Here is a 14164-nt window from a genome sequence, read left to right as displayed (position 1 = left end):
ATTCCTATCGGGGTGAGACGTAATCGCATTCGCCTACGCACTCTTCTTTGAGTGGGCTTTCACCGAGTACCTGCTCTGGTTTAGCCCCGCTCCGGAAGACAGTGACACCTTTGAGGCCGAGGTCACGTGCGGACAGAAATATCTCCTTGATATCGTCGACAGACGCCGACTGGGGGAGGTTAACCGTCTTACTCACCGCGTTATCGACGTGGCGCTGGAACGCGGCCTGAACCTTGAGATGATGGTCGGCGGGAACGTCGTGGGCCGTCTGGAACAGTCGCTTCACATCGTCTGGAACTGCCTCGACATCTTGAATCGTGGTTCGGCCGTGGAGTTTCTCCACGAGGTCTGCGGAGTAGAACTCCCGCTTCTTTGCGATGTCAACGAAGCGGTCGTTGACAACCTCCAAGCCGCCCATCACCTGCTTCGTATAGACGACGCTGTATATTGGTTCGATACTTGCCGAAGAGCCGGCGATGAGCGAAATCGTCCCTGTGGGGGCAATCGTCGTGGTCGTGACGTTCCGCACCGGCTCTTCGTAGGAGGAGTTCTCCCACGCCGGGAACGGGTCGCGTTCGTTCGCCAGTTGCTTCGACGCCTTCCACGCTTCGTCGTGAATGAACCCCATCAACTCCTCTGCAAATTCGACGGCGTCCTCGGAGTAGTACGGAATCCGAAGGTCAACAAGCATGTCGTGGAATCCCATCACGCCCAGTCCCAATCTCCGAGTCTTGGTCACCATCTCTTCGATTTCGGGGACGGGGAATTCCGACATCTCTATCGCATTGTCGAGAAATCGGACGGCGAGGTGGACGGTCGTTCTGAGCTTCTCCCAGTCGACGTCCCCGTTGTCGGTATGCTGGCCGAGGTTGATCGACCCGAGAATACACGCCTCGTAGGGGAGTTCCGGAACTTCACCACAGGGGTTCGTCGCTTCGATTTTCCCGAGTTCCGATATCGGGTTCTGTTCGTTGATCGTATCTAAGAAGAGAATCCCGGGGTCACCGGTCTCCCACGCCATCTCGGCGGTCTGGCTAAGCATGGCGTCAGGGTCCGCTTGCCGGACTGTCTCCCCGGTTCGGGGGTTCACGATGTCGTAGGTCTCCTCCGATTCGTAAGCATCCCAGAACGCCTCACCCGTCGCCACAGAGAGATTGAAATTCCGTAACACGTCTTCTTCTGCCTTGATGGTGATGAATTCCTCAATATCGGGATGGGTGATATCGAGTACACTCATATTTGCACCCCGGCGGCGACCCCCCTGCTTAATCTGCTCGGTCGCGGTATCGAATACCTTCATAAAACTCACTGGTCCGGATGCCACGCCACCGGTTTTCAGCACGACATCCCCTTCGGGACGGAGGTTCGAAAACGAAAAACCAGTGCCACCGCCGCTCTGGTGGATAAGCGCCGTTTGCTTGACGGCTGTAAAGATCGATTCAATCGAGTCCTCAATCGGCAGGACAAAGCAGGCAGCGAGTTGCTGGAGTTCGGTTCCAGCGTTCATCAGTGTCGGCGAATTTGGGAGAAAATCGAGATTGCTCATTACCTCGTAAAACTGTGCTTCGGTCGTTTCGACGTCGCCACCGAACTGTGACTCGGCCGCCGCGAGGTTTGCGGCGACTCGGTGAAACATCTCGTCCGGCGTCTCGACGACGTTCCCCTCCTTGTCTTGTCGCAGATACCGTCGATGGAGGACGGTCTTAGCGACGCTGTCGAGCGACCCCATACGTCTAGGTGCGTCTCGTGTTCTATTAAGACGTGACCCAAACTCCCGAAGCTCGCTCTGAAGCACCCACCCGGAACTGTGTGCCACTCCACTCAGCCGTCGGTACGGAGCGCCGTCACTTTCTCGATATTCCACACATCGCCCCTCTCATCTTTGGGTGTCTCTAGGACCATCGGTTTCTCACGAAGGGTGTCGTGGTTGACAAACTGACGAAAGCCCGCCTCACCGATTTTGCCCTCGCCGATGTGCTCGTGCTCGTCTTTCTCGGAGCCGAGCGGGTGTTTCGAGTCGTTGAGATGGAGATAGTGCACGTTCTCGATGCCGACGGTCGAATCGATCTCGTCGACTAGCTCGCCCATCGCTGCTTCATCGGTGAAGTCGTACCCTGCCGCAAAGAGATGGCAGGTATCGAGGCAAATGCCGAGGTCGCCGTACTCGTAGTCCGATGTCTTCACCATGGTATCGAGGTCTTCGAGTCGCTTCCCGACGGTGGTTCCCTTGCCGGCAGTGTTCTCCAACAGGAGTGTCACGCCGCTCGGTACGTCGATATCTGACAGTCGTTTACCGACGTTGTCGATGCCAGTTTCCTCGCCAGCGCCAGTGTGCGCGCCAGGGTGGAACACGTAGTACGGAATGTCCAGCGTCGCCGCCGCGTCGAGTTCATCTTGAAGGCAATCGATGGACTTGCGTGCGAGGTCGTCCTTCGGCGTTGCGAGGTTGATAAGGTACGTCCCATGGATGACCCACAGGCCGACATCCTGTTCGTCGGCAGCGTCTCGAAACGCGTTGGCCTCTGTCTCGTCGACCTCGCTGATAGTCCAGCCTCGAGGAGAGCCAACGAAGAGTTGACCACAGTTCCCACCCAGTTCTACCTCGTGTTCGACGGCCGCTTCGAAGCCGTCCGAGATCGAAACGTGTGCACCGAGCCTGAACATACTCGGATGTGGCGAGGCTCGCGGTTAATCTTTCGTGGGTGGTTCCCCGTTGGACCGCTCCGCCGCGCGAATGTATCATAACACGTGTCGGTTAATAATGCTAGAGAATCCCACGCACATCTAAGTGTCTGGCGTACGGATTGAGACTGACTCATGAGCGAGTCAGATAACATCAGTGACGCGGTTCAGCGGGTTAGAGACGCCTTCGGGAACGTGGTTAGCGAAACCGAGGACGTGAGCGAGCAAGCGAAACAGAGTGTCGAGGAGGCCATTGACGATCTGGAACAACGGATCGAGTCACTCAGAGAAGGTGAATAACCGTACTGCTCTCGATACTGTTTCGTGGACTGTTCTCAAAGTCGAAAGCGCGGGCAATGGTGACCTATACGGAACACCACTCGGAGCTTGTGGCGGACATTTTCCCGTGAAACGACACAAGTTGTTTTGCGAGACCGAACGAAAGTTAGACTATGTACGAAGCTATCCTCGTCCCCACGGACGGGAGCGACGGGACGGAAGAAGCGATTGAACACGCTATTGACCTCGCAGGCAAATACGATGCAGAACTGCACGCGATTTACGTCATCGAAACACACGATATCACCTGGGTAGACCAAGCTGGAGATATTCGTGAGAAGCTCGAAGCAAGGGGAGAACGGGCCGTCAACAACGTCCTCGAACGCGCTGAGAGCGCGGATATCGAAGACATCGAAACCTCAATTATTGAAGGAAAGACGTATCGTGCAATTCTGACGTACGTCGACGACCGCGATATCGACCTCGTGGTGATGGGAACCCACGGCCGGACTGGACTAGACCGATACCTGCTGGGAAGCGTGACGGAGAAAATTGTCAGACTCTCCGATATTCCAGTCCTCACCGTGCCGCTCGCTCGCGAGGGGGAGAAAGAAGCGAGTAGGGTATGAGATACAGCCACCCCGGTATCAGATAGTGAGGTAACTACCGATCCAATAAGCGACATAGAGAGCTCCGAGTACGATGGCTTCGGGCCGTTTGATCCGCCCCCGGTAGAGAAAGAAGCCGGTTGCGGCGGTTGCGATGAAAAATACGGGCCAGTAAAACGCCAGCACTGAGGGGTCGAGCGTAAATGCACGTGTGACCGCGAGGAGACCGATATTCCCCGTCGCGAAGAAAATCAAACTCCCGACAATATTGCCGACGGCGATGCTCGGCCGCCCTTCTCGGACCGGGGCTACGACTAACGTTACTTCTTCTACCGCCATCGCCATTCCGACGAATGTCATGCCGAACACCGTTTGGTTGAGACCGAACGCGGTCACGATTCCCCGTGCCCCACGGACGGCTAACTCCGATCCAACTACGATACCGACGACGAACAACACCGACAGCCCGAGATAGTACCACTCCCCATGTCCCTCGGATTCGACTTCCGAAACTGCTTTTTCGGCTTCTTCGTCCCGAAACGTCTCCCTCCCCTTTTCTTCTTCACAATATATGTAGCCAAGAATAAGTCCAAAGAAGGCGAGTAGGGCCACGCCGTCGAACCGAGATAACATCCCATCCAGGATGAACACGAGCAAAAGGAGGGGAGAGAGAAACAAAAGCGCCAGATAATCGCGGTCAACCGTCGTTTCGAACGGAGCGATGAATCCACCAATAGCGACTGCAACGCCGACGAGAAAGAGCCCGGACCCCAACGCGGAGCCGATTGCGATGCCCGGCAACTCGCCGAGCATCGAGGCAACACCAAACGCCCAGTTCTCGAAATCCAGCCCCGCAAAGAGAACCGCAAGAACGAACGTCGACAGCCCTGTCACCACCGCTGCTTTCGTGATGTTTTCGACAAGTTCCTCAACGCTGTAGACGATAATCACCACCCCGACGATAAACGCTCCGACAGCGAGAACAGGCGACGAAACAGCCATAATAATCCATACTCACGTATCAGCATATAGTTGCGTTCGACAGGAGTCAACACGCTATAGTTGTATTCGACGGAGTCCACCAGCCTTGGTTCTCGATTATATAGTAGCGTTCGCAACTGGTGACACATCCGGTCGCACGACAGCGGCCGGTCGGGTGTGCACTGACTTGCAAACGCTACAATAGCACAATGATTACGATGCCGATAGCCAAGACGACACCAAGGACCACCGTTACGAGTTGACCGAGTTGTCGCGTCCCCAGCAGCCACGCGAGTCCGACCTTCACGAGAGTGTTCGAGATGGCACCGATGACGATGCCAGTCGTTGCAACGTCCGGAGAAATCGCGCCATCTGCTGCGAGCGTACTTAACGTGAGCGTGATTGCATCGACATCCGCAAGACCGGAGACAAACGCCGTCACATAAACACCCGACGCGCCGAACCACGAATTTGCGGACTTGGACACGAGGAGAACCAAAGCGAAGACGGCGCCAAAGAACAGTGCCGGTCGGAGCCGGAACGGGTTTTTGATGTTAGCTTCCATCTCTCTTTCTGTGGGAGACAACCAGTAGATGACACCCGCGACGAGTACTCCAGTGACCGTCATCGCTCCGAGTGGAACGGCGACACGAGGGAGCAGCGCAGGATTGACGACCGCAATCTCGACGAGCGCTCGCGGGAACATCACGATTGACGCGATGACTGTCGAAAACGCGCAAATTTGATAGAGAGTAGGCGTTTCCGTCGTCCGTTCGGCCATCGAAACAGTCGTCGCCGTCGAGGAAACGAACCCACCCAAGATGCCGGTCACGGCGAGGCTCCGTTTGGCCCCGACGGCCCGACTCAAAACGTAGGCGACGAAACTCAAGCTAGTGACGAACACGACCATGAGCCAGATAAACCGCGGATTGAGTCCAAGCAAAATATCGAGTCCCCGGTCGGGCAGCGTCGGGAGGATAACCAACACGATCAGGATGAACTTGATCGAGGCCCGACGTTCGGCCTCGTTGATCCGGTCGGCAAACCCGTGAATGGTCCCCTTGGCAGAGAGGAGAATCGTGATGACTCCACCGACAATGATCGCGAGCAGCGTTCCTTGCTCTGAATGGGTTGTCAAAGCTCCGAGAAGGAGCGTGAGGAGCGCAGCAGTCAGCGTCGTCAAACCGATATCGTGTTCGGTCCAGACTTTTCCGCCGTACGCGACAGTCAACGGAATGACGAGGGCAATCACTACGATGGGTAACATTGCTGGAAAAAACGCTTGGACGAGCGCACCAACGAGTCCGAACAGTGGAAACGTGCGACTGCCAGCGAACGTGCCGCCCGATTCGCTCTGTTCTCGCTCTAGTCCGATGAGTGCGCCAATACCGAACGCAATAGAGACGCGGAAGACGAGCACTAGGAGCGAGTCAGTAGCTGGGTCAACCATCCCATTCAAACTTCGCCGTACCCAGTTGTCAAACTTCGGGCGTGACAACCTGCAACCGTTGAGAATCTGCTATTGGGTGAGGGGACAAATAGCATCCACTGCTTTCTGTTTCCATCAGGTTCGGTGGAACAACGACCGGCATCGCTATCGGGACTCTCTGGGCTGCGGTGGATGGGTAATCCATAGATAGCGACTCACAATGTACGTCGGTGATGGCTATCACAGCAGTCGAGAATACGCTTGCGAGGCGTGGAGGTCAAGGCGGTTTACCTGACGACTAATACGGGCGTCGGCGCGCGTCGTACCACTGCTTCGGCAACTGACCCGAGGAGCATCCGGACAACAAAAGAACGTCCATGGCTGCCGATCACGATCGTATCGACGTCGCGCTCTTCAGCGTATCTGATGATTTCGCGAGCGGGATCGCCGACTCGGATTGCCGTCGACACCGTTCGGTCATGTTCAGCGGCCATGTCCGTAGCGTTGTCAAGCAGTTTCGACGACCGGTTATGGGCCCGCTCTCGAAGTTCCTCAGTGCCGACTAGCGACTCCGCTCCGTACCTCTCTTCGACGTAGTCGATTACATGGAGGACAGTGATCTCTGTTTCCGGGTACGTCGTGAGTGCGTGTTCGAGAGCTTTCTCCGCGAGCGGAGTCGCATCGAACGCCACGAGGAGCCGCTCGATATCGGGCACAATGGGTCTTCGGTACGGAGGCTAAAAGAGAGTCCGGGGGGATGACTGGTACGAACGATGCAAGCGTATCCATGGGTGTAAGCGTATCCAGGCAAAGTAGGGAAAAGACGGCTACTATAGTAGCGTTTGCAACTGGTGACACATCCGATCGTACGATAACGGTCGATTGAGTGTGCAATGACTTGCAAACGCTACTATAGCTTGTATTAGAAGGGAAGCACAGTAATCACGACTGGAACGACGACCAGTGAGATCAGAAAGGCAACGAGATACCGTTGGTCCTCGACCAGTCGGGTATGGACGACGTCGATTGTTTCGAGGTACGTTGAGAACCCCAGTAGTATTCCCAACGTAATGAGAGTCCCAACGGCGAGTAGTGACACGACGAGCGTCACACCGTCTGGAGACTTTAGGACCACTGCGACTACAACCGTATCGAAGAGCGTGCCGATGTTTGCGCCCAGCACGTAAGGGGTGACCTCCCGCCGTTCAAGGTACCCGCGGTTGTAAAGCGGGACGATGACACCCAGCGAGAACGCGACACTCGTAGTGATGCTGGTGATGAAAATTCCCAAACCGAGAGCGACCCACTTGTGCTGAAACCGGCGGAAGAATCGCTGGCGAAGCCAAGCAGTGTTAACCCGCTTGAGTACTCGGTCGAAGAGATTGAGACCGGCAACCAATATGATTACGGCCACCACGAATCCAGGGGCGACACCGATAGCATCGATGAGGGTGGTTGTCATCGGCTCCAGCACCGCTAACGGCTGGGAGGATAACTCCAACCCCTCGCCCACACACTCAAACAGACCTCGAAGCCAAGGCAACAAGAGGTACCCCAAGATAGTCGCCGGTACATATACCGAATGGGTCAACAGGAACGTTAGCAGCCCGAGACTGATCGCTTCACCCACCGAGTACCGCCGTTTCTGGAGATAGTCCAGTGCGCCGATTAGGACCACAATGGCGGCGGCACCCAGACGCGACCCGGCAACCATTAAGAATAGCTGCGAGACCGTGACGACTCCTGTTTTGAACAGCGAAACTGACAGGGCTGCGATCACCGACCCGTTTGCCAGCGCATACGTTGCGATCCAGCTGACGCCAAGTGCTCGCGCGTCGCCAGCGACGTAGCGACCAAAGAGTTGCTGGAGAGGAGCCGCCGCCGCCTCCGTAACCGCTCCCAGTAAATGGATTCCGAACAAAAACATCGTCAGCGAGAGGATGCCACCGACCCAATACGGACCAGACACACGAATCCGTTCCAATACCTGGTTCACGGTTCGATTTTTACGAACTCACGCTGGCGACAAAACAGTACGTCCCTTTTGCGTCTCCACCGAGAGAGACTATCGTTCAAATTGGACCGGAGTAAGGAATTCGTGGTCGTCGTCGAACGGCACGTAGTTATCATCGTTCGATACGCCTTCGTCGAAACACCCGTGGACAGACAGCAGTGGTCAGTCACCGTCCAATTCAAACGGACGTTCGAGCACGTACCTGTTTTCCGGGTGGGGTTCGTCGCCGATTATCGTCTCACGTTCATCGGCGTGTTCGAACCCGAATCGTTCGTAGAACGCGTTGCCGGGCTTGTTCTCTACGAGGACCATCGCGTTGATCCGTTCGATGCCCTGTTCGGCGAGGCCAGCACACGTCTGTTCGAGCAACTCACGTCCAACGTTTTCTCGCCGGTGTTCGGGGTGAACGTAAATCCGGAGGATGTATCCCTCCCCTTCGGTGTTGTTCCAAGTCGCGTGTGCGAAACCGATGACTGTGTCCTCGCGTTCAGCAACGAGAATCCGCGCCTGACTCTTGTGGAGTTCCGCTACAATCTGCTCAGGAGTGTACCAGTCGGTGACCGCCTCTTCGGCCGTTTCGCGGGTCAGAATCTCCGGATAGTCGGTTTTCCAGGACTGTTGTGCTATCTGAAGGATGGCGTCGGTATCGTCTTCGGTCGCAGTCCGGATAGGCATGTATGACCATAGCACTGGCATCCCGATAGTCCTTCCCCACCTTCGGCGAAGATGATAGTTCCGTCTTCGGCACCGAGACAGGGTACACGAGCCAGCAACTCATAGCTGAGGCGTGAGATGCTGGGTATATATCTCCACCCATGGCCCTATCTAACAAATTATCCTCAACCAACATGATAATATGACACCTGTGAGAAGTTTCGAGTATGGAAGTCGCAGTGATTGGCTCATCGATGACCAAGTTCGGTCAGCGGAGTGCCTGGATCCGTGAGTTGCTCTCAGAAGCAGGCCAAGCATGTCTCGAGGATGCGGGCGTCGCCCCCGCAAGTGTAGACCATCTGTACGTCTCGAATATGGCCAGTGGCGAGTTCGAAGGCCAGACGGGGGTGATGAACGCACTGGCCCATGATCTCGGAGTGATACCGGCCTACACCCAGCGAATCGACCAGACCTCTTCGTCCGGTGGGGCGGGAATCTACGAGGCGTGGCAGTCGATTGCCTCAGGAGTCAGCGAGATGACGCTGTTGGTCGGTGGCGAGAAGATGACCCACAAGACCACGGGCGAGTCAACCGATATCATCGCCTCCTGTACCCACCCAGAGGAGTACAAACACGGCGTGACGCTGCCGTCATTCGCCGGGATGACGGCCCGGAACTACCTCGAACGGTTCGACGCACCGCGGGAGTCGCTGGCCCGGGTCGCGGTCAAGAATCACAGGAACGGCGTCGACAACCCGAAAGCGCAGTTCCAGAAAGAGATCGACATCGAGACGGCTCTGGAGTCACCAATCATCGCTGATCCGCTCCGGTTGTACGACTTCTGTCCTATCACGGACGGGAGCGCGGCGATGATGTTTACGACCGAAGAACGGGCGCAAGAGATCACCGACGAGTATGCCATCGTCTCTGGCGTCGGCGGCGCAACGGACACACACGTCGTCCACGAACGTGATGACCCAACCGTGATGGGCGGCGTCGTCGAATCGAGTAAGCAAGCCTACGAGATGGCCGGCGTCGGACCCGATGATCTCGATGTGGCAGAACTTCACGACATGTTCACAATCCTTGAATTCCTCCAACTGGAGGGCATCGGTGTTGCGGACCACGGTGCCGCGTGGGAACTGGCGATGGACGGCGTCACTGCAAAAGACGGCGGCCTCCCGATCAACACCTCCGGGGGACTCAAGTCGAAAGGCCACCCGCTGGGGGCGAGCGGCGTTGCACAGGGCGTCGAGATATACGAACAGCTCGTCGGTGAGGCTGGTCCGCGACAAGTCGAAGCCGACACTGCACTGGCCTGTAACGTCGGCGGCTTTGGAAATTGTGTCATCACTACCATCATGGAGGCTGCAAAATGACCCTGGAAGCTGGCAAGTGTCCTAACGGGCACGTCTCGTATCCCACGCACCCTCGTTGTCGGAAATGTGGTGAACCGCAAACGGAGACGCTCGACCTCTCGGACCGGACCGGGAAGGTCGTTACGTGGACTCACTCCACGGCGACCCCGCCGGGCGTCCGCCAGCCGAACACGATGGCAATCGTCGAGTTCGAAGTAGACGGCCAGGCCGTCCGCGCGCTCGGGCAGGTAACCACCGACGACATCGAGACCGGTGATGTGGTCGAACCGGTGTATGTCGAAGAACTACGCGACCCAGAAGTTGGGATCAAAGCCCCCGAAAGTCAGTCCTGGGACGGCTATCGCTGGGACCCTGTGTAGTATTAGGGGTCCGGTGTAGCGACTCACTCGTGTCGTCTTTTTTACCACATGTCGCCTTGCCAGACCCAAATCGTTTGACGATAGCGTGCGATTAGTTATCATGGTTGACGCACGCGAATACCACGAGCAGACGAAACATTCTCCGGAACGCGTCCGCGCCGACACGTTCTCACTCGATTTCGAGAACAAGCCGCGACCGTACAAGGTGTACGAGGGGCTGTCACAGATCTCGCTCGAAGAGTTGCGATACTCAGCCGACGAACCGGCACTGTCTGCGATTACTACCCCGCCACCCGAATCACGTGTGGATGTTGGTTCGCCATCGAACGGTGTCGGTTCGTCATCGAACGGTGTCGGTTCGTCATCGGTCGATACCCAGTCGCCGTCAGTCGACACCCAGACACTCCAAACGCTCTGCCACTATGCGACGGGTGTAACTAAGACGCTGAAAATCCGCGGCAGGCAAACGCGTTTTCGGGCCGCTTCCTGTACGGGGAAACTCTATCACATCGATCTCTATGCCGTCACCGGTGCTGTCGATGGACTCGACCCCGGCGTCTACCACTTCGATCCGGAGTCCGAATCGTTCGACGTTCTTCGGGCGGGCGACTACCGTGGTGTGCTCGCACAGATGACAGACGACCTCCCGGCGGTTGCGAACGCACCAGTGACGTTCATCGCCACCTCCCAGTGGTGGCGCAATGCCTGGAAGTATCGCGACCGAACGTACCGTCACGCATTCTGGGATTCCGGGACGATTCTCGCTAATTTGCTGGCTGTTGCATCTGCTCTCGGTTATCGGTCGGTAGTTGTCTCCGGTTTCGCAGACAAACCCGTGACACGTCTTCTCGGTATCGACCCCGCGGAAGAAGCCCCGCTCGAACTTATTCCGGTCGGGTCTGGAGATCCAGCCCCGGATGCACAGGCCATCGAGCATATCGACCCCGACGAAGAACCACTGTCGGACCACGTTGTCGGCTATCCACTCGTCTCTGACGCCTGGCGACAGAGCAAACTCGGAGATAACGAGGAAGTCCGTGCCTGGCGTGAGCAATTCGTCGACGTAGGCGACCACGTGTTCGGAACACACGACCAAGGCGACGGCCAACTGGTCACACTCAACCCCGTTGACACTGAGACCGCATCCAGTCGTCCGGTCACGACAACCATCGAACGTCGCGGGTCGTTGCGCGAATACAGCCACGATACCATTAGCGACCGTAAATTCGCCACGGTCCTCGATCGGGCACTCGGAGAGGTACCAACCGATTGTGACGAGGACGTTTCGCACCTGGTGGATTACTACTGCCTCGTCCATGCTGTCGATAGCATCCCGAGCGGGGCGTACCAATATCATCCCAAACGAAACGTCCTCGAACGCCTCGGTGAAACCAGCCGTCAAACCGCTGGCCACCTCGCACTCGACCAAGGAGTAGTCGGCGATGCCGCTGCGAACGTGTACACCATGGCGGATGTCGACTCGATTGTCAACCAAGTCGGTAACCGTGGCTACCGGCTGGCACAACTCCTCGGTGGTATGAGCCTTGGGCGACTCTATCTCGCTACCTACGCTCATCGAACACTGGGTGGGCGAGGGTTCACGTTCTACGACGACCTCGTAACCGAGCATCTCTCGCCACGCGCAGCGAACCAGACGCCGATGACGCTCTTCGCATTCGGAAAGTCCAGTAAATGATTCGGAGGAGATAGCTAGGTCGTCAAGACTGTCTCGTGTTGGTCGCTCCTATTCTCGTGCCGCTCTTGTATCTACTCTCGTATCTATCCTCGTATCCATCCTGCTCGTCTAGTGCCGCGGTGCCGTCTGACACTTGTCAGGCCCCACTGTTTCCACTAATATGCTTACATGACGAGACGGCACTGTCGCAACCCCCACTCTCCCCCCACTATTTCCAGTAAAACCGAGAGAAACGGTCTGCTAAGTTATCGCTGAGATTAGTTTCAGTACTAGCCACCACCTCACAAAACTTGCACTAGCTATCCTACGGACCAATTCGGACCATACATATATAAATCTTCCCAAAATTTATTGTTTACTCTAAGCACATGACTCACTTTCGTGGCCCTTTACTGGAAATAGTGGGGAGGGGGTGTTGCGTCATATTCGATTATTCAAACTCGACACCGTCGGGCGGTTCTACTTGCACACCATTTTACTGGAAACAGCGGTGTGTCTCTAGTATATAAAGAATCGTTTACTGGAAATACTGGAACCCACTGGTCTACTCTCACGTGATGTCTTGGTTCTTGGGCAACAGAGGTTTACTGGAAATGGTGGGGTGTCTCCCCACCGTCGTGTTCCGAATCATTTACTGGAAATAGTGGGGTTGGTCTCTCGCTGGGGATCTCACCCTCCCCTGACACCAGCACCGTAACAACCTCCACAACTTGCTCGCGATATACTGGAAACAACGGGGTCAAATACGAATAGTGGAACCATCGCTCAGTGGTGGTTATACTGGAAATAGTGGAAACGGTGGTCGAAACAATTATAATTTAATACTGAATCAGTTGACCACAACATGGCTCCTCGATTTCAGCCGGACGATACGCTCTATAAGCGACGGAATACGCTTAAGGTCGAGTATGTACCGGACGACATCGTTGGGCGAGATAACGAGATCGAGGAGTACGAAGCAGCCCTACAACCAATCATCAATGGTGAGTACCCCGATAACATCTTCATCTATGGCAAGACCGGTGTGGGGAAGACCGCGGTCACGAATTTCTTGCTCAACGAACTCCGGGAGTCGGCGGAACACTTCGGCGTTGATCTCTCCGTTATCTCGCTCAACTGTGATGGTCTCAGTACGAGTTACCAGGCTGCAATTAGTCTGGTCAATAACCTTCGAGAACCCGAACATCACATCGCCGAAACCGGTCATCCGCAGTCCAAGGTCTATCGCTTGCTCTGGGATGAGTTGAATAAACTCTCTGGGACCGTTATCATCGTTCTCGACGAGATCGACCACATCACGGACGACACGTTCCTCTACCAGATCACGCGCGCGGACAACAACGGGTACATCGACAATATTCAGCTCGGTCTCATTGGCATCAGTAACGACTCGACGTTTCGAGAGCAACTCGACGCAAAAGTCCAGTCGTCACTTTGTGAGACTGAGATTTCGTTTCCTCCGTATGGCACCGAGGAACTCCAGAAAGTCCTCGAACAGCGGGCCGATATTGCGTTCCACGAGAATGCAATCGAAGACGGGGTAATCTCGTTGTGCGCTGCACTCGGTCGACAGGACGGTGGTGACGCCCGACGAGCAATCACACTGCTCCGGAAAGCAGGCGATCTCGCTCGCGCGGAGAACGCAGAGACAGTGACGACTGACCATGTCGAACGAGCCCAGGAAAAACTCGAAGCGCAACAGAGTATGGATATCATGCGCGACCTCACCGAACACGAGCAACTCACGCTCTATGCGTTGACGACGCTCGCCGCCGAAAGCGCCACTCCCGCCCGCTCGCGTGTTGTCTACCAGCGCTACAAAGAACTCTGTGATTTCAAGGGCCGAGACCCTCGAACAGCCCGTCGAATGCGCAGTTTTCTCTCCGATTTCGAGATTCTCAACCTTACGCTCTCCCACATGGAACATCGTGGTCAGGACGGTGGAACGTACCGTGAACACGAACTCAACCGCGATATCGCAACTGTCGTCGATGCACTCCAGACGATTATCAGCGAGTTCGGAGCCCACCGAAGTATCATCGAATACCTCCCCGACTCCGGCGAAGACTTCGCAGCGATGTAG

The 14164-nt window shown here is 56.1% G+C and carries 13 protein-coding genes; 6 read left to right on the top strand and 7 right to left on the bottom strand.

From position 1 onward, the window contains the following. Positions 1-4: 4 nt before the first annotated feature. Positions 5-1729: an adenosylcobalamin-dependent ribonucleoside-diphosphate reductase gene (locus HFX_RS16880; RefSeq protein ID WP_004060609.1), complete on the bottom strand. Its 1725-nt coding sequence runs from the start codon at positions 1727-1729 to the stop codon at positions 5-7. A 92-nt stretch (positions 1730-1821) separates the two neighbouring features. Further along, a complete protein-coding gene (locus HFX_RS16875) occupies positions 1822-2664 on the bottom strand; it encodes a deoxyribonuclease IV (protein ID WP_004060610.1) in 843 nt (280 codons plus the stop codon). Between the two features lie 153 nt (positions 2665-2817). Between HFX_RS16875 and HFX_RS20165 the strand changes: the two genes are divergently transcribed. Both HFX_RS20165 and HFX_RS16870 read left to right on the top strand, forming a co-directional pair. Beyond that, positions 2818-2982, top strand: a complete 165-nt coding sequence (locus HFX_RS20165) for a hypothetical protein (protein ID WP_004060611.1) — start codon at positions 2818-2820, stop codon at positions 2980-2982. Positions 2983-3134: 152 nt separating this feature from the next. Continuing rightward, the gene (locus tag HFX_RS16870) at positions 3135-3590 is read left to right on the top strand and encodes a universal stress protein (protein ID WP_004060612.1); all 456 of its coding nucleotides are present in this window, start codon (positions 3135-3137) and stop codon (positions 3588-3590) included. A gap of 18 nt (positions 3591-3608) precedes the next feature. On the opposite strand, the gene HFX_RS16865 is transcribed toward HFX_RS16870, so the two are convergent. The 5 genes from HFX_RS16865 to HFX_RS16845 all read right to left on the bottom strand — a co-directional run bounded on the left by HFX_RS16865 (position 3609) and on the right by HFX_RS16845 (position 8749). Continuing rightward, positions 3609-4571, bottom strand: a complete 963-nt coding sequence (locus tag HFX_RS16865) for a sodium:calcium antiporter (protein WP_004060613.1) — start codon at positions 4569-4571, stop codon at positions 3609-3611. A 175-nt stretch (positions 4572-4746) separates the two neighbouring features. Beyond that, positions 4747-6000 (bottom strand): MgtC/SapB family protein, encoded by a 1254-nt coding sequence (locus tag HFX_RS16860; RefSeq protein ID WP_004060614.1) that lies wholly within the window; start codon positions 5998-6000, stop codon positions 4747-4749. 266 nt (positions 6001-6266) lie between these two features. After that, positions 6267-6695 carry a universal stress protein gene (locus HFX_RS16855; RefSeq protein WP_004060615.1) on the bottom strand — a complete coding sequence of 143 codons (429 nt, stop codon included), beginning with the start codon at positions 6693-6695 and terminating at the stop codon, positions 6267-6269. Positions 6696-6901: 206 nt separating this feature from the next. Then, positions 6902-7906 carry a sodium:phosphate symporter gene (locus HFX_RS16850; protein WP_081603738.1) on the bottom strand — a complete coding sequence of 335 codons (1005 nt, stop codon included), beginning with the start codon at positions 7904-7906 and terminating at the stop codon, positions 6902-6904. Between the two features lie 249 nt (positions 7907-8155). Then, a complete protein-coding gene (locus HFX_RS16845; RefSeq protein ID WP_081603739.1) occupies positions 8156-8749 on the bottom strand; it encodes a GNAT family N-acetyltransferase in 594 nt (197 codons plus the stop codon). Positions 8750-8874: 125 nt separating this feature from the next. Here HFX_RS16845 and HFX_RS16840 point away from each other — a divergent pair, with 125 nt between their 5' ends. The 4 genes from HFX_RS16840 to HFX_RS16825 all read left to right on the top strand — a co-directional run bounded on the left by HFX_RS16840 (position 8875) and on the right by HFX_RS16825 (position 14164). After that, positions 8875-10026 (top strand): thiolase family protein, encoded by a 1152-nt coding sequence (locus HFX_RS16840; RefSeq protein WP_004060618.1) that lies wholly within the window; start codon positions 8875-8877, stop codon positions 10024-10026. Continuing rightward, positions 10023-10385, top strand: a complete 363-nt coding sequence (locus tag HFX_RS16835) for a Zn-ribbon domain-containing OB-fold protein (protein WP_004060619.1) — start codon at positions 10023-10025, stop codon at positions 10383-10385. The genes HFX_RS16840 and HFX_RS16835 overlap by 4 nt, the downstream gene beginning before the upstream one ends. 100 nt (positions 10386-10485) lie before the next feature. Beyond that, positions 10486-12081, top strand: coding sequence for a SagB family peptide dehydrogenase (locus tag HFX_RS16830; protein ID WP_004060620.1), 1596 nt, complete (start codon positions 10486-10488; stop codon positions 12079-12081). Positions 12082-12925: 844 nt separating this feature from the next. Continuing rightward, a complete protein-coding gene (locus HFX_RS16825; RefSeq protein ID WP_004060621.1) occupies positions 12926-14164 on the top strand; it encodes an orc1/cdc6 family replication initiation protein in 1239 nt (412 codons plus the stop codon).

This window comes from Haloferax mediterranei ATCC 33500 (assembly GCF_000306765.2).
Taxonomy (GTDB): domain Archaea; phylum Halobacteriota; class Halobacteria; order Halobacteriales; family Haloferacaceae; genus Haloferax; species Haloferax mediterranei.
This window is presented reverse-complemented; position numbering and strand designations above follow the sequence as displayed.